This is a genomic window from Pseudomonas sp. 3MAES_34.3B (genome assembly GCF_058145875.1).
This window is the reverse complement of sequence record NZ_CM176960.1, coordinates 1,881,184-1,899,183: the sequence shown is the minus strand read 5'-3', so window position 1 is coordinate 1,899,183 and position 18,000 is coordinate 1,881,184. Positions and strand designations below refer to the sequence as shown.

Genomic DNA, 18,000 nt, shown 5'->3' with positions numbered 1-18,000 from the left:
CCAGTTGCCGTGCCTGGTTCTTCCTACCGCTTAACGCTGGCTGAGGAACAATTCCTTCGCAGCTTCAGGGTCGATTCGGCTCCGATAGATTCTCACCACCTCAGCATCCGTTGCCGCCTGTGCCATCTGTGCCTGCAGCCCCATAAATCGCTGGCTTGCCGTTTTCAAGTGTGCCGCCAGGTACTGGTCTTCCGCTGCTGCCATGCTGGCATAGTGAAAATGCGCATACCAGAGCACCGTGCCATTCGGTTCCGCTATGGCATATTCCTGTATCAGATCCTTGCGTTTGCCTTGCCCCTTGAGCGCAATTCGACTGCCCAGCCGCTGCACCCGTACCGCACCCTGCTGCGCCAGATAACGAACCCTACCTATGGTGGGCAGCGCCGTTTTGCTCAACCGGATGCGCAGCGTTCGGCCCTCGGCGATCAGCCGCGCCGCCATGTCCTGAAGCAAGCGCGCCTTGCGTTCAGCGCTACCCCAGGCCTCGACCGCCATATCCGTCTCGTTGCGTAGCGTAAGCCCGCGCTCGATCCTGTCCGCCAGCTCGGTCAGCTTTCGCGCCGTGCCGCACATGAGCTCCTCGAGCTCAAGCGGTATGCGCGTCACCCTTGCCAGCCGTGGCGCCTGCTCAAACTGGCGCTGCGCAGCCTCGAGCTGGTGGTCGGCGGCCTCGGCGAGCTGTTCCAGGTTGATTTCAGAGGGGCCATGCGCTGGCGCCACCTCGCAAGCATGCTCCACCCAGTCCCCGTGTACCGGGTCTTGCTCGAAACGCGCCACTACACGATCGTCCAGCGGAGAGATGATTTCGGCGACTTCCGTGGCGGGCTGCCGGGCGTTGGCGCGAACCCTTGCGACCACTACGCCACGGTGGCGGGTTCGGATTACCTTGCGCCCTCCCTTTGCTCCGCTGGCTGAGGGTGCAACGGGGGCTGGCGAAGGGGTAGGCGTATCTCTGAGCAATCGCCCGAGCCATTCTTCAGCGTCGGCCTGCAGTACCGCCAGCGTGGTCGACAGTCGATCCAGGGCGGGGGATATGTACTCCGGCCGCAAGGTCTGCCGCAGCCACTGTACGGTGTCCTGGGCCGCCTGGTAGCCATGGACCACGCTGTCGAGCAGCTCCAGTGGGTTACCTCCGGCCAGCGAAGCATCCAGGGTGATTTCCTTGTGGGTATTCAAGGCCAGCACCAGCGGTTTCATGGCGTCATGAACACTGCGCCGCGCAGTCTCATCTCCTGCCATCGGCTGTTCGAGCAGGCTGAGTTCGGTGTACACGCTCAACGCGCGGTACTCGATCAGTTGTCGAAACGCCGCCATCTTCGGGGCCAGCCTCGCCAGCGTGGCAGTACCCGCCACCGGTATGTCGCCCAACCTGCGCATCCGCTCATCCAGGCGTATTCGCCAGCGCACGCCGGCATCGACAATGCTTCTGTATTCATGGAGAAAGGCAAACCAGCGGGTGACCTCTGCCGCTTGCATCGGATGATCACCCTGCCAGGCTGACGCACCTACCTGCGCCGTATCCAGCTTGCCTACCAGCACGTCGCGGTTCAGGCTCAGGTAATAGCCGCACAGGTTGGCTTCCGCCGCCAGCGCCACGCTCAGTTCCTTGCCCCGTTCCGGCACGGCGACGGCAGCACTGATGGCTTCGTACTCCTCACGCAAAGCGACGCAAGCATCAAACGCCCGCTCCACGCGCGTAGCGTCCTCAAGGCGCCGGGTATTGGCAACGTTGGGCTGGCTGCGCTTCAGCGCCTCCTCGATGAAAGCCTCGCTGTCCACGCCCGCCGTCCTTACATCACGGTAGGTGCGTTCTATTTCAGCCAGGCACTGGCTTGCCCGCTGGCGCTGCTGTCGATTGATTTCCCGCTGCTGCTCGATTCTGCGCTTCGGGCCGCCACCTCGCAGGCGCAAACGCAGATCCAGGCGCCAGCGGCCGGCCTCGTCCCGGCGCAACCATGGCCCGCTGGGCTCCTTGGTCTGAGGATCGAGGACCACGGCCTCCCCGTTACCCGGCGCGACTTCGAACAAGGCCCCCTCGACCCAGGCCAGCCACCGATGATCGTCCTGCATCAACCCCTGGAGCGGGCCAGAGGGCACTGTCGGCGAAAGGCCTTCGGGGCGGGACACCGCCAACGCCTGCAATCGGTCCCGCAAAACGGGCGTGAGGCTCATGGACGGTACGCTCCAGGCTGTTTCCAGCACGCCAGGCGCCCATGCGGCAGGGGATGCTGGCACTGGCGTTTCCACGGGGGCCGTATGAGGCGCGGGCGGTTCTGCGAGCGCCCGCCGAGTAGTTTCGCTGACCAGGGCCAGTATCAGGTCGAACAACAGCTCGTCGCTGCTGATGTCCTGTGGTTCATCAGCGCCCCCCACTTCGTTGAAATGCTCGTCCAGCGAATGGCCCATCTGAATCAGCCAGCCCGCGGTGGCCGCCGGGCCGCTAAGGAAGGGCAGTACCTGATTGAATACCAGCCAGCCGACCTCCCGTGCCGACATCCAGAAGCTTTCCTCGTTCGACACCGTCTGGCGATCCGCTGCCAGTGTCAACGCCTCTACCAGGCCATCATAAAAGGCTCCCAAGGGGTCGCCCTGCAACGGAACGGGTTGTACCCGTGCCGGCGTAACGGTCGCTGCAGGCGCAAATTCGTCGCCCTGCCCGAAGCGCAGCCAGTGCGGGGCACGCAGGCCCCCGTTGGCGTAACGGGGGCGTGCCGTGTCGCTCAGCCAACCCAGCACCGCCTGGTACAGGTCGGTTTCTTCGATGATGGCCTTCATCAGTTGCGAGCGATCCTGAAACTGCCGCAAAGGCTGTTGAGCCAGAGGTGCGTAAACCACCAGTACATCGTCAGCTTCAGGCTGGGACAGCACGAACATGCCGGTTACCAGGTCAGGAGGCAGCAAGGGCGCGGCCTGGAGCGCCAACCGCGCGACCCTGGGAGGCGGCAGTGCGTTATCCGGCCCGAAGCCGCGACGCACCAGTGATATACCGCGCTCGTCGAAGCCGCACTCCCCTCGTAACTTGAGTTCCAGCGCCAGCAATGGAAGCTGCGCCGCGACCATGGCCTTGAACGTCGCGCGGCGCGAAGCGCCCTCTTGCCCCTCTACAAGGGAGGCATGGAGCATCCTGAGATAGGAAGCGCCTATGTCCACAGCTTTGACCAGCGCAACAGCGCTGTCATCATCCAGCCAAGCCGGAAGCACTTTGCCTTGCTGCGGGGCAACATGCATCCAGCCCGCGGGCCGGCCGCCGGTGTTCAGCAGGCTGAGTTCCACAAGGCTGATGCGTTGTTCCTTGAGCGCGATGGTACCGCCCCCGCCCGCAACAGACAGAAGGTCATCGTCCTCACGGCTGAAAATGCTCACCACCACATCGTCCGGGTCGTTCAAAGGCTGACCGGGATGGTCTCGCCCGGCCTGCTCGCGCAAGCGCAAACGGGCGTATTCTTCCGGGGTAGGAATACCCGCCAGCAAGCCATTGCTGCCCAAGGCGCGTCGAGCCGCCAGCACAGCGTCGAGGCCAAGGGCATAGCGCAGCCGGTCGGCACTGCTCGCCCGGCTCAGCCAGGCAGGAAGCTCGCGGCGTATCGCCGCCTGGCGTTTCATACGGTGCGCAGCGTCGAGTACCCAGCCAGGGCCGAAGGCGGCCAGGATGGCACTGAAGTCACGGGCATCAACGCCGCTTGCGCGCATCTGCTCGGCCTTGGCGAGCTGACCGGTCAGATAGCCGTCCAAAATTGCCGCAGCCCAGTTGGCGAAAAAGTCGCCGGTGGCCGGTGTGTGGGCGTCTTCGGGCAGGGCAACGCCGAGGTATTGTGTAACCGCTACAGCGTTATCAAAGCGCCGGAACCCCGTTTCCACGTCATAAATGACCCAGGCAGGGCCTGCGCCGATCAACAATACAGGTAGGGTGCCATGGCCATTGCCAAGCAGCCACACCTGGCCGAGCGCTGGCGGCCGTTCAGAGGTGAGCGGTAACGGCAGGTCAAGGGATGCGCAGATGATGCCTATATCGGCCGAAGAGAGCATGGCAAGGCCTTCAGACTCTTTCATGGCCTGGGTGACCAACTGCCTCAGGTGCGACGCCAACCACGACCAGGGGCTTTGGCCAGTCGGCCCAGGGGTTTGCCAATAATCAACCCACCGCGCGCACCAGTCCTGCACTACAAATGGGCCGGTGACGTCGATCGCCTCGATGATCATCGCCATGTCGGCATCCAGCCGAGCGGGGTACTCGCTGCCAGGCTCGAGGGTAAGGAAACTTGCATCGGCGGAAAACGACAGGGGCCTGCCGCGGATGAACCGATCAAGCACCACGTTTGAGAGGGGCTGCACCTGATAACCGGCAAACGACACGTTTGCGTTTTCGTTGTGCCACAGGCTGTGGCAAAGCGCGATATCAGCGGCGCGAGCAGGGGTGGAACGTCCCGCTACAAGGGTGATATCGAGCATAGGTTGTACCCTGTCGCAGGCTACCTGGGCCAGCGTAGGCCTGTCGGCCATCCGGCCGGTCACCGGGCCTGGAAGGCTAGCCAATGGATGGGAACGCAGATCGGCGGAAATTACGTGGGGCATGTCGGGCTCCTGAATACAAGGAGCCCGGAGTGTTGCCGTGTTTCAATCCGCCGGGGCGATACTGAAGTACCACCCCGGCGACAAACAGGGTCAAGGCAACGACAAGAACAATCGCCGTGCAGCCCCCAGGTCGATCCGGCTGCGATAGATCCCTATCACCTCCTCGTTGTTGCGCGCTTGCTGGAGCTGCGTCTGATACCCGTCGAACCGCTGCGTGACGGTTTTCAAATGAGCGGCAGTGAACCGCTCCACCGGCCCGGTTGGCGTGTCGTAGTGGAAGTGGGCATACCAGAGCGGATGCTGCTGGCGGTCGAGGATCTCGTATTCCTGCACAAAATCACGCCGCCCACTTCGTCCAAGCGGCGTGCGCCGCCCCAGCTTGCGAATGGTGGCTTCCCCCTGCCTTACCAGAAACTCAACCCGCGCGACCGTGGGCAACAAGCTTTTGCTGAGCTCTACGCGTGCCTGTGTGCCTGTACGGCGAGCGATACTGGCCTGGTCCCGCAGCTCACGAGCCTTGATCTCGGCGGAGCCTTGCAACCCGGTTTGTGCATCGGTGGCATTGAGCTGAGTCAGCGCCTCCTCGATGTCGTCGGCCAGCGTCTCCAGCCTGCGTGCGCTGCCATGGTACTGATCCTCTATCTCCACAGGCACACGCGTCACCTGCTTGAACCTGGCGAGTGCAGCAACCTCGTTCCGCACCTGCCCCAGTGCGCGGTTCGCTTCGGTCGTCAGGCTATTGAGGCGGGGGCCCAGCCCCTGGGCAGGCTGCCGCTGGGGCGCGGTGGGCTTGGTCCAGGCGCCGGTGTCAGGGTCCTGCCGCCACCGGGCCAATACCTTTCCGTTGGACACCACCTCCGCCACTTTTACCTTGGTTTGTTCATCCGTACGGGTATGGACCATCACCGACTGGCCGTCAGCCGTGCGAATCATTTCGGGTGCGTCGGGGCGGCTTACGTCTGCGCTGACAGTACTCGATCCGGGCGCGCCTTGAGGCGGCCGAGGGCGAGGCTGGCGCCGCGCTCCGCCGGGCCGGGCAACAGGTGCGGGGGCTACCGTGCTGCGCACCAGTTCACCCATGCGCGCCTCTGCATCTTCGCGCAACATCGCCGCAATCCGCTCGAAACGCGCAAGGGATGGCGATATCAGCTCGCCGGGGAGCGTTTCCTTGAAGACATGGAGGGCGTCCTCAACCCGTTGATAGTGATGGATGGCGGTGTCCAATACCTGAATCTTCTGCTCTGGCGTGACTGCCGGATCCTGGACCAGATCAGCATGAGATGTCCCGTGGACCAACAATGGCTCAAGTGCTGTGTGAACCTGCTCGGCCAGTGCAGGGTTGTCGCGCAGAGGCTCCAGCAACAGCCCCAGCTCGCAATAGGCCAGCGAGGTTTGCAATTCGAGCACCGAGTGCAGCGTGTCCACCGCGCTGGTGTTCTCTTCAAGTGTGCGCGCGCCCAACCCGGGGAAGGTCCGGATGTGCTCGAGGGTATGTTGATGCAACTGAACGTAAGACACCGAACGCTCCGTGAGATCGCGGTAGCGCTCCAGGAAGGCATGCCATTGCGCGGGATTGGTTCGTACCAACAACTGCAAGGCCTTGTCACTTATGCCCAGATACGGCGAAGTATGGACATACACCCGGGACAATTCGGAGAGGTTATCTGTGATGGTCTTGCTGATGTGCAGTTGCCTGGCCAGGATGCTGCAGATCCGGTTCGCGTAGTCCGGAAGCGGTGTCGCCTTGTGCAGGGTTTCATACAGCGTGATCAGTTCGGTTCCATGTTGATGGCCTTGGCGCAGCATTTCGTCGAGCTTCTCCCGATCCTCGATAGCCGGCTCATTGTTTTGGGAGGCTTGATCTACCCGCTCGACAAGCGGGTTGGCGCGATCGCGCAACATCTCGAACGTCTTCATTACCTCGGTATAGAGGCGTTCAGCCTGCTCGCGATCCTGTTCGTTCTGCCGCCGGCGGGCTTCAATGCGCCGCTTGGGCCCGCCACCGCGAAGGCGTAGGCGTAGGTCCAACACCCAGCGCCCGGCGTCATCCCGGCGTATGAATGGCCCCTCCTCCCCGTCAGGGCCGACGATCCTGGGATCGATGTCGTCCAGGCTCACTGCGAAATAGTCTTGCTGCCACTTGACCAGCCATTGCTGGTCTTCAAGGTATAGCCCTTGGTGGGGGCCATGGGGGATGGGGGTCGAGCCCTCGCTCGGCGGGCTGGCTCGCAGGGGCTTCAGAGCCTGCGACTGCAATGGGGTCGGCGTGAGGTTGGCAGCGGACCAGCTCAGATCAAAGTCCATGGGGCGGGAGATCGCCATCGTTTCTGGAGCGATGACCTCGGCCCAACCCAGCGCGACTGCGGGCGCGGGGGTTATACCCCCTCCTGCGCCGGACGTGGCCCCAGCCTCATCCCCTAAGCCCCCCCTTTCGTCGGGCTCGCCGGGCTCGGTTGTGTCCAGCCGCTCGGGTTCGTCCACGGGCCAGTGTGCGGCTTCGCTCAACAGCAGCATCGCAATGCTGAACAACAGGTTCGTTCTGGCAGAGGCCGCTGCATTGGCCGGCTGATCAAGGGCTTCGAGGTAAACGTTGAAGGCATCGCTGAGCTGTAGCAACCACCCTGCAGTGCCCGCAGGGCCGCTCAGGATTGGCAGCAAGCCGGAGAATAGCGTGCTCGCCAACTGCCCCAGGGATACCCAGCGGTCTTCGGCATTGGAAGTGGAACGTCGCTCTGCCATAGCGATCAGCGCTTCTACCACTTGCTCATACACGGTTTGCAGCCGTGGAGTAGCCAGGGGAATCAGTGCAGGGCGAGCCGGCAGGGGCTTTTCAAGCGGCGCGAAATCGTCGCCCTGCCCAAACCGCAACACCCGCGGTTCGCGGAACCCTCCTCGGCTATAACGAGAGCGGCCGAGGTCGGTCATCCATAGCAATGCGTCGTCCTGAAGGTCGCCCGGTGCGCAAATCTCTTCCCAGAGGGCATCCAGCGAGTCGAACTGCCGAAGCGGCGTGGCATGCAAGGGACGGTAGAGCACGCAGGGCGCGGCTGGATTGGCTTCGCGAACGAACAGGAAGGTCCCGGCGATGACGTCGGTGCCGTACTCTGCGCCTGCGGTCACACCCAACCCTACCAGGTGAGCGGGGTTTACCCTGGGCAGCGCGCCTACACCTTCCTCGATCATCCGGTAGCCCTTTCGGTCGAGGCCGCACTCACCCCGCAGCATCAGTTCCCAGGCCAGCAAGGGCAGCTGCAGCGTCAACTGCTGGCGGAACAACGCTTCCCGCGCCTGCGCTTCGGAACCTTCACGCAGCCGTCTGCGCAGCATGGCCGGGTAATGCCCGCCAACGTCGATGGCACGCACCAGCGCTTTGAGTTCCTCTTCGGTGAGCCAGCCAGGTACGCTGGTGCCGGGTTTGGCGCTGATTTTCAACCAGGCACTGGCATGGGCCGAGAGGTTATCAATGGCCAGGGCCGTCACGCTCAAGGGCTCCTCGACGATATGGGGCTCCGAAGGGCCGCCGGCCACGGCTATCGGGTCGGGGACCACGAACACAAGCGAAAGCACCAGGTGTTCCGGGGCAAGGGCCGGCCCTTCTGGATGCAAGCGTGCCGCCTCCTCGCGCAGGCGCTTGTAGACATACCCGTCGAGGGTCGGAATGTCGTGGAGGAACCAGCTGCCGGTGACCCGCGGCCAGGTTTCGGCGAGCTGTGCCAGCGCACTCGCGAAATGCCAGCGGTCGACAGCAGGCGCCCGACGCAGCCAGTCCGGCAGCGCTCGTTGTAGATTGAGCGCGCTTTGCGCCTGCTTGCTCGCGTCGAGCTGGAAGAAGCCGGTGAGTACATCACAGGACGCCTTCAGCAGCGAGTTGCCTGAAAGCGTGGTGGTGCCTCGCACCCAACCCGCCAGCCCACTGATCTGCACCAATTGCGCCTGCAGCAGCGTGCGTGCGAGTGCCAGGAATACATCGCCATGCACACTCAAGCGCTGGACCTGCGCGTTGCCGAGGCCATTCTCGGTGCCCAGCGTTGAATCAATAGCCTCTCGCAGCGCGAGCACTGTGGTGAAGCAACGGACGCCCCCATTGACGGAAAACAACAGGTAGTGCTGGGCCCCATCGTGTGCGGGAAAGCTGATCAACAAATGAGGATCGAGCCTGACGTCAAACGGCAACGCAGTGCCTCCCTCCTGGATCTGGAGCAGGTAGGCCCCCACGCCGGGACTGCGCCGAGCGATCGCCTCACTGTCGCGCCAAGTGGCCACGACCAAACCGAAGTCGTGAGCTTCGGAGGGGAGTTCACCTGAACCCCGGCCGCCCTGAAGGCCTGCAAGGAAGCTGTCACGCAGGTAGTCACCCATCCAGGTCCAGTGGGTTTCGCCCTGCCTGTCCGCTTCGCTCCAGAACAGGGCAAGGGACTCTTCGAACGACTCGATCAGGGTCGGCCTTACCGCATCAAGTGCCTGTGCAAGGTGGTGCAGGTTGACAGGCAGTTCCACCCACTGCGCGCCCTCGTGCTGCACCAGAACCTGATAGCCAGGTACCACGGTCAGCACCGTTCGACGAACGAACAGGTCAATCAATAATTCAGGTAGCACAACGTAGTCGAACTCCCCTGGCGCTCCCCCGTCGGGTGGCCACGCCAGGGCGACGCTACCGGGGTCTATCGAGACAGGCGGCTCGAGCCGCATCAGGGCCTCGCCAACCAGGCGCGAGGCGGTGGACAACAGGCTAGGTTGCTGGCGGAAACGCTTCACCGCCTCCCCGGCGAGAGGTGAGTAACGGCTGACGGCATTGGCGAGGCTGAAGGGCACAGGCATTGCAAGCTCCAGTGGGGTTGAAAGGCTGCTATCCAACCGCAGACGGGGGCGTGCCGTGTGGTACGGGAGTACCGCTTCGCTCCAGCCCAGCGGGCCGCCGATTCACGCCTACACTCACTGGGGCGAGTCCGTAGTGCCAATGCAAAGAAATCCGAAACTTCTGAGTGCCGTCCGGGTCAGGTAAACAGTGAGTGGTGCGCGGTTTTGAGCGTGCCCTCACCCACCCCTCCAGGAGCGATTCATACCGCGGTGTTTCACCCGCGGGCCGGCCATACGAGCGGCATTGGGGTCGGATTAGAAAAACCATAGATCTGCCAGAAGTCATTTACGCTACGGGAGAGAGTTTGATGATCAGTGCCGCTGTCGAAACCCATGGAGAGCGTTTCAATCAGCAGGTCAGCGAGGTTGCCTCGCTGCCGGCTATCACTTCGACCAGCAGGGTGCTGCAACCGGACCACACGGCGAATCCGAACCGCAAGAAAGTGCTGTTCGTGACATCGGAAATGGCGGATCTGATCAAGGCCGGGGGCCTGGGCGACGTGTCGGCGGCATTGCCCCGCGCGATGAGCCACCTGCACGACGTGCGCGTGCTTATCCCCGGCTACCCTCAAGTGCTGGAAAGCGACAACCCTATTCATATCGTGGGCGAGCTGGGCGGCCACGCTGCCTTGCCGCCTTGCAAGGTCGGGCGTATGGACACTGCCGATGGGCTGGTGATCTACGTACTGATCTGCCCCGAACTGTACGAGCGCGATGGCAACCCCTACGGCGCCGTGAACGGCCGGGACTGGCCAGACAACCACATCCGCTTCGCCCGCCTCGGCCTGGCCGCCTGCGACATCGCCGCCGGCCATGGCATGGTGCACTGGAAACCCGACCTGGTTCATGCCCACGACTGGCCGAGCGGCCTGGCCCCGGCCTATATGCACTGGCGCGGCGTGAACGTCCCCACCCTGTTTACCATCCACAACCTGGCCTACCAGGGTGTGGTGAGCCTGGCCTGCTGCCCTGAACTGGGCATTCCCGAGCACGCGCTGCAACAGGAAGGCATGGAGTTCTACGGCAAGCTGTCGTTCCTCAAGGCCGGCATGGCCTATTCCAGCCATATCACCACGGTGAGCGCTACCTACGCCGAAGAGATCACCACCCCCGAGTTTGGCTGCGGGCTGGATGGTTTCCTCACCAGCAAGGCGCATCAGGGCCTGCTCAGCGGTATTCCCAACGGCATTGACGCCAGCTGGGATTCAGCCACCGATCCGCACCTGGTCTGCCCCTTCAGCCTGAACGACTGGGACGGCAAGGCGGTGAACGCCGAGCATGTGCGCAACCTGTTCGGCCTGACGCCGTCCACTGGCCCGCTGTTCGCGGTGGTGTCGCGCCTGGTGTACCAGAAAGGCCTGGACCTTACCGAAGGGGTGACCGACTACATCGTGCGCAACGGCGGTCAGATCGCGATCATCGGCCGTGGCGAGCCTGAAGAAGAACAGGCCATGCGTGACCTGGCCAAGCGTTATCCGGGGCAGGTGTCGGCCCGTATCGGCTTCAACGAAACCGATGCCCGACGCATGTTCGCCGGCAGCGATTTCTTGCTGATGCCCTCCCGCTATGAGCCATGCGGCCTGAGCCAGATGTACGCCCAGCGATTCGGTTCGCTGCCAGTGGCACGCAAAACCGGCGGCCTGGCCGACACCATCGAAGACGGTGTGACCGGTTTCCTGTTCGACGAACCCTCGGTGGCGGCCTACGAAGAGGCCTTGAAACGCGCCTTTTATGCCTTCAGCAAACCGGACCTGCTGAACGCCATGCGCTGCCGTGCCATGACTCAACCGTTCAACTGGTCTCAGGCCGTCGAACCCTACGCCGAACTTTATACAAAGCTGGTCAACCGCTCACATGGGCGGGCCGGTCGGCATTACTGATCGAGGAGTGCCGACATGGCTGACCTGCAACCTGTTACCTGGGCACACGGGGCCACCCGTGTGGGCGATAACCTTACCCGCTTCGCACTCTGGGCCCCTGATGCCAACACTGTCAGCGTGCTGTTCGATGATGGCGAGCAGCTTGCCATGACCGCACAGGCTGACGGCTGGTTCACCGCCGAGGCTGCCTGCGACGCAGGCACTACCTACCGCTACCAGATCGACAACGACCTTACCGTTCCCGATCCTGCCTCGCGGGCGCAGCAAAGTGATGTTCATTCCGCCAGCGTGGTTGTCGACCACGCCACCTACCCCTGGCGCCACGCCCAATGGCAAGGCCGCCCTTGGCACGAGGCCGTCATCTATGAGGTGCATGTAGGCCTGATGGGTGGTTTCGAAGGCGTGGCCAGGCAACTGCCACGGCTGGCGGCGCTGGGCATCACCGCTATCGAACTGATGCCCGTCGCCGAATTCCCCGGTGACCGCAACTGGGGCTATGACGGCGTGCTGCCCTATGCACCCGAGCATGCCTATGGCACGCCCGACCAGCTCAAGGCGATGATCGATACCGCTCACGAACACGGGCTGATGGTGATCCTGGACGTGGTGTACAACCACTTCGGGCCGGACGGTAACTTCCTTAATAGCTATGCCAAGGGCTTTTTCCGCGAGGATAAACACACCCCTTGGGGCGCGGCGATCGACTTCCGTCGCCCGCAGGTGCGGGATTTCTTCGTCAACAATGCGCTCATGTGGCTGCTGGACTACCGCTTCGACGGCCTGCGCTTCGACGCCGTACACGCCATTGAAGACCCTGATTTCCTCCAGGAAATGGCCCGCCGCATCCGCCGGGCCATCCCGGCTGGCCGCCATGTGTGGCTTAACCTGGAAAACGAACACAACGAGGCTCACCTGCTTCAGGAAGGCTACGACGCCCAATGGAACGATGACGGCCACAACACACTGCACGTGCTGCTTACCGGCGAAACCGAAGCCTATTACGAAGACTACGCCCAGGACACCACGGCCAAGCTGGCGCGCTGCCTGGGCGAAGGGTTTGTTTACCAGGGCCATACCAACCGCCACGGCGTGGCGCGCGGTGAGCCCAGCGGGCATTTGAACCCTACCTCGTTCGTGCTGTTCCTGCAGAACCACGACCAGATCGGCAACCGCGCGTTTGGCGAGCGCTTGTCTCAGCTGACGTCGGAGCCCGCCCTGCGTGCCGCGACTACCTTGCTGCTGGCCTCGCCGATGATCCCCCTGATGTTCATGGGCGACGAGTGGGGCGCGGCCGAACCGTTCCAGTTCTTCACCAGCTTCCATGGCGAACTGGCCGAGGCCGTGCGCAACGGCCGCCGTTCCGAGTTCAAGTCCTTCAGTGCTTTCCAGGACCCGGAGCGCCGCGACAAGATTCCGGACCCGAACTCGGAGTCCACATTCAAACACTCGCGCCCCGCCTTCGATGACTTCGAGAAACACCAGCGCGGCCCTTGGGTAGAACTGTATGTTCATTTGCTCAGCATGCGCCGCCGTGACCTGATGCCACGGCTGCCGGGCAGTCGCTCGCTCGGCGTGACCATTCTTGCCGACAAGGCCGTCTCGGCGCGCTGGCAGCTGGGCGATGGCTCCACCTGGCAGATCGACCTGAACCTGAGCGACCAGGCGGTGGTGGCAGAGCTGCCCTTCGACCGCTACTGGCTGTTCGATAGCCGCGGCCCGAACGCGCGCTTCGATCAAGCCGGCGAGCTCCCGGCATACACCGCGCTGGTCAGCCTTATCCCACGCGACCCGTTGGAGGCCACCCAATGAGTGATCAAGCGCTCAGAAGCCTCGCCGAAAAGGTCGGTATCGCTGTGGAGTGGACCGACGCCAACAACCGCCCGCAAACCGTAAGCCCCGACGTGCTGCGCAATGTGCTGAGCGCGTTGGGCCACCCGGCGAACAGCGACGAGGATGTGACCGAAAGCCTGCGCGTGCTGCAGGCGGAGGAAGACAATCACCGCCTGCCTCCCCTGCTCACCGCCGACTATGGCAAGCCACTGGCGTTGAGCCGCTGGTTGGCCCCCGGGGCGGCCTGCACGGTGCATCTGGAAGACGGCGGCGAACTGGAGCTCAAGCTCGATGCCCAAGCGGCACTGCCCGGTATGCTCCCGGTGGGTTATCAGCAGGTTCGGGTGGGCGATCAGCACTTCACCGTGGCTGTGGCGCCGGCCCGCTGTTACAACGTGGCCGATGCGCTAGGTGTCGACGCACCTCGCGCATGGGGCTTGGGCGTACAGTTGTATTCACTGCGTCGCCCTCATGACGGCGGCTTCGGCGACACGCAAGCACTGGAAGAGATGGTACGCGCTGCAGGTGAGCGAGGTGCCGACGCCCTGGCGATAAGCCCCATGCATGCCATGTTCAGCAGCGATACCACCCGCTACAGCCCTTACTCACCGTCTAGCCGGCTGTTTCTCAATGCGTTGTATGCCGCCCCCGGCGCGGTATTGGGCGAGCATACGGTGCGCGCCGCCATCGAGCGCCTCAACCTTGAAGGCACGCTGGCAGAACTTGAAAAGCTCGAGCTGGTGGATTGGCCCAAGGCCGCCGAGGCCAAGCTGAAGCTGCTGCGCGAGCTTCATGAAAGCTTCACTAAAACCGAACACCCCATGCAGGAGGATTTCGCCAGCTTCCGCCAGAAGGGCGGCGAGGCCCTGGCCGACCATTGCTGCTTCGAAGCCCTGCAAGCCGAATGTGCGCGCAAAGGCGAAAGCCAGGACTGGCGGCAGTGGCCCGAGGCCTGGCGCCACCCGCGCAGCCCCGATGTGGCCGAATTTGCCAAGGCCCACGCTCAGGAAATCGAGTTCTACGCCTTCGGCCAGTGGCTGATCGCGCGCAGCCTGGAGCGCGCCCAGACCGCCGCCAAAGCCAGCGGCATGCGCATCGGCCTGATTGCAGACCTGGCTGTGGGCGCGGACGGTGCTGGCAGCCAGGCCTGGAGCCGACAGGATGAACTGCTCGCAGCAGTGACCGTCGGCGCTCCGCCGGACATCCTCAACCGCTCGGGCCAGAGCTGGGGCATCTCGGCCTTTTCTCCCGAAGGGCTCAAGCGCAATGGCTTTCGGGCCTTCATCGAGATGCTGCAGGCCAATTTCGCCCACGCCGGCGGGCTGCGGATCGACCACGTGCTGGGCCTGAATCGCCTGTGGGTGATCCCGCAGGGCGAGAAGCCTACCGAAGGTGCCTACTTGCACTTCCCGCTGGACGACCTGTTGCGCCTGCTGGCACTCGAATCCCATCGCCACAAGGCCATCGTGCTGGGTGAAGACCTGGGCACTGTGCCGGACGGGCTGCGGGAAAAACTCGCGGCCCGGGACATCCTTGGCATGCGCGTGCTGCTGTTCGAACAGAACCATCCCGGTGACTTCAAGCAATTGCTGGAGTGGCCGGACAACGCCCTGGCAACCACCAGTACGCACGATCTGCCCCCGCTCAAGGGCTGGTGGCAGACCAATGAAATCGGCTGGACCCGTCGCCTGGAGTTGATCGACGAGAAAACCGAACGGGAATGGCGTGAAACCCGGGTAAAGGAAAAGCGTGGCCTGGAGCACATTCTAAAGCAGGACCCGCAAAACTTTGTCGAGGAACGCCAGGACCCGGACATCGCCGACCAAGTGATCGATGGCAGCGTTCGCTTCGTGGGCCATACCCAGGCACCCCTGGTGCTGCTGCCCATCGAGGACGCCCTGGGGCTGGTGGAACAGCCCAACCTGCCTGGCACCGTTGACGAACACCCCAACTGGCGTCGGCGCCTGGAGGCGACCGGTGCTGCCCTGCTTGACCTGCCCGACCCGGCGCGCCGCCTGGAACTCCTTGCCGTAGCCCGCCGACAAGCTCATGAGCGTGACCGATGAAGCCATTTACCGCCAGTATTCGCCTGCAATTCCACAAAGATTTCACCCTTGATGACGCTATTGCGCTGGTGCCTTACTTCGAGCAGCTAGGCGTGAGCCACGTCTACGCCTCTCCACTGCTCAAGGCCCGCGCCGGCTCCATGCACGGGTATGACGTGGTCGATCCCACCGTAGTGAACCCCGAACTGGGGGGCGAGCCTGCCCTGCGCAGGCTGGTTGTCGCGCTGCGGGAGCGGCAGATGGGACTGGTGCTGGATATCGTGTCCAACCACATGGCGGTAGGTGGTGCCAGCAACCCTTGGTGGCTCGACTTGCTGGAATGGGGCCGTCGCAGCCCCTATGCGAATTTCTTCGATATCCAGTGGCATTCGCCCGATCCCCTGCTCGAGGGCCAGTTGCTGATTCCATTCCTGGGCAGCGACTACGGAACAGCCCTGCAAAACGGCGACATCCCGCTGCGCTTCGACGCTGAAGCCGGCAGTTTCTATGTGGAGCACTATGAACACCGCTTCCCCATCTGCCCCCCCGACTACGCAAGCATTCTAAGCATTGCGGTAGACAACCGGCTCGAAGTCATCGGTGAGCGCTTTGGCGCGCTGGCACATGACGCCAATGCCTATGCCCAGGCACCGGCGTTGCGCCAGGAGTTGGCTGACCTGGCGGCCGAGGGCGCGGTGTTCCGGGCATTGGAGACCGTGCTCAAGCTGTACGACTCTACTACGCCAGAAGGCTTCGACCGCCTGCACCGCCTGCTGGAACGGCAACATTACCGCCTCGCCAGCTGGCGCACCGCCGCGGACGACATCAACTGGCGGCGCTTCTTCGACATCAACGAACTGGGCGGGCTGCGTGTGGAACGCGGCGAGGTGTTCGAGGCTACCCACGCCAAGATCTTCCAGATGGTGGAAGAAGGCCTGGTGGACGGCCTGCGCATCGACCACGTGGACGGCCTGGCCAACCCACGTGCCTACTGCCGCAAACTGCGTCGGCGCGTGGAGCGACTACTGCCCAAGCGCCCCGCTGAAGCTAAAGTAGAGCACTTCCCGATTTTCGTGGAAAAGATCCTCGGCAATGGCGAGCAGCTACACCGCGACTGGAACGTGGACGGCACCACCGGCTATGAATTCATGAACCAGGTGTCGCTGGTGCAGCATGACCCGCGTGGCGAGCAACACCTCAGCGACCTTTGGGTACGGATGAGCGGGCGCAGCGCCGATTTCATGGAAGAGGTGCGTGCCGGGCGCAGGTTTGTACTCCATGGCACCTTGGCAGGCGATTTCGAGTCCGTGGCCCAGGCCCTGTTGCAGGTGGCCCGCAGTGACCTGATGAGCCGGGATTTCACCCTCGGCAGCATTCGTCGGGCGCTCGAGGCGTTGATCGTGCATTACACGGTTTACCGTACCTACATCACGCCCTGTGGCCGACCTGCCGAGGACGAGCCTTTCTTCGCTCAGGCAGTGGAAGGCGCCCGCGCCGACCTCAGCGAGGGCGATTGGCCGGTGCTGGACTTCCTTGTGCGCTGGTTAGGCGGCGAGCCGTGGCGCAGCCTGCCGGTGGGGCGCCGTCGGCAAACGCTGCGCCAGGCCTGCGTGCGGTTCCAGCAGCTCAGCTCGCCTACGGCCGCCAAGGCCATGGAGGACACGGCGTTCTACCGAAGTGCCCGGTTGATCTCACGCAACGACGTAGGCTTCGACCCCGAAGTGTTCAGCGCGCCCCCGGAGGCTTTCCATGAAGCGTGCCAGTTGCGAGCGGCGGCGTTCCCGCGCAATCTGCTGGCCACGGCTACCCACGACCACAAGCGTGGCGAAGACACTCGCGCGCGGCTGGCGGTGATCAGCGAACGTAGTACCTGGTACGGCGCGCTCATCACCCATTGGCAGGCGCTGGCCAGCAGCCTGCGTGGCGAATATGCCGATGGCCCCGCCCCGTCCGGTGGCGATGAAGCGATGCTGTATCAGGCACTGCTGGGTAGCTGGCCACTCGACCTGCAGGCCGACGACGCCGCAGGCCTTGCGGCTTACGCGGAACGTATGCAGCAGTGGCAACAAAAGGCTTTGCGCGAAGCCAAGCTGGTGAGCAGTTGGAGCGCGCCCAACGAAGCTTATGAGAGTGCCTGCCGGGACTTCCTGCAGAACCTGCTGACAGCCGACAGCACGTTGGCGCTGCGCCAGTCCATCGTTTCGGCAGTACACGTACTTGCACCGGCAGGTGCGCTGAACGGGCTTGTACAAGCCACCCTGAAAGCCACTGTGCCGGGAATTCCGGACCTGTATCAGGGCGCTGAATTCTGGGATTTCAGCCTGGTCGATCCGGATAACCGCCGACCCGTGGACTACACTGCCCGGAGCGAAGCGTTGGCCACCGCCACCGACCCGCTCGCGCTGCTCGAAAACTGGAGCGACGGGCATGTGAAGCAAGCACTGATCGCCGCCTTGCTGAATATCCGGGCCAAGGAACCGGCCTTGTTCCTGCAAGGCGACTACCTGCCGCTGGAGGTGCACGGCGAACAGGCGAATCGAGTGCTGGCGTTTGCACGGCAGCATCAAGGCCGCCATGCGATCGTGATCGTGCCGCGCCTGTGCAGCGAATTGCTGGCCGAGGGCAAGTTGCTCGTTTCGGACGAAAAATGGGGGGATACGTGTGTCCGGCTTCCTGAAAACCTTTCGCGGCTTGAATTTAAGGGACTTTTTTCATCTCAGGCAGTCACATTGGACAAGGACTTGCGGATGAGCACGGCGCTGAAGGCATTCCCCGTCAACCTCTATCTACAAAGTGACTCGTGATCAGGAGCATGG

General features: G+C 63.4%; 6 protein-coding genes. 4 read left to right on the top strand and 2 right to left on the bottom strand.

Going from position 1 to position 18,000, the window contains the following annotated elements:
- Positions 1-30: 30 nt before the first annotated feature.
- Together AC3Z8Y_RS08315 and AC3Z8Y_RS08310 are read right to left on the bottom strand one after the other, a co-directional pair.
- The gene (locus AC3Z8Y_RS08315; RefSeq protein WP_490089267.1) at positions 31-4,572 is read right to left on the bottom strand and encodes a dermonecrotic toxin domain-containing protein; all 4,542 of its coding nucleotides are present in this window, start codon (positions 4,570-4,572) and stop codon (positions 31-33) included.
- 90 nt (positions 4,573-4,662) lie between these two features.
- On the bottom strand, positions 4,663-9,390 hold the full coding sequence (locus tag AC3Z8Y_RS08310; RefSeq protein WP_490089266.1) for a dermonecrotic toxin domain-containing protein: 4,728 nt from the start codon (positions 9,388-9,390) through the stop codon (positions 4,663-4,665).
- 347 nt (positions 9,391-9,737) lie between these two features.
- On the opposite strand from AC3Z8Y_RS08310, the gene glgA reads away from it, so the two are divergent.
- The 4 genes from glgA to AC3Z8Y_RS08290 are packed head-to-tail and all read left to right on the top strand — an operon-like array spanning position 9,738 to position 17,988.
- Positions 9,738-11,309, top strand: coding sequence for a glycogen synthase GlgA (gene glgA, locus AC3Z8Y_RS08305; RefSeq protein WP_490089265.1), 1,572 nt, complete (start codon positions 9,738-9,740; stop codon positions 11,307-11,309).
- Positions 11,310-11,324: 15 nt separating this feature from the next.
- Positions 11,325-13,118 (top strand): malto-oligosyltrehalose trehalohydrolase, encoded by a 1,794-nt coding sequence (gene treZ, locus AC3Z8Y_RS08300; protein ID WP_490089264.1) that lies wholly within the window; start codon positions 11,325-11,327, stop codon positions 13,116-13,118.
- The gene (gene malQ, locus AC3Z8Y_RS08295) at positions 13,115-15,205 is read left to right on the top strand and encodes a 4-alpha-glucanotransferase (protein ID WP_490089263.1); all 2,091 of its coding nucleotides are present in this window, start codon (positions 13,115-13,117) and stop codon (positions 15,203-15,205) included. The genes treZ and malQ overlap by 4 nt, the downstream gene beginning before the upstream one ends.
- Positions 15,202-17,988 (top strand): malto-oligosyltrehalose synthase, encoded by a 2,787-nt coding sequence (locus AC3Z8Y_RS08290; protein ID WP_490089262.1) that lies wholly within the window; start codon positions 15,202-15,204, stop codon positions 17,986-17,988. The genes malQ and AC3Z8Y_RS08290 overlap by 4 nt, the downstream gene beginning before the upstream one ends.
- The last annotated feature ends 12 nt before the right edge of the window (positions 17,989-18,000 follow it).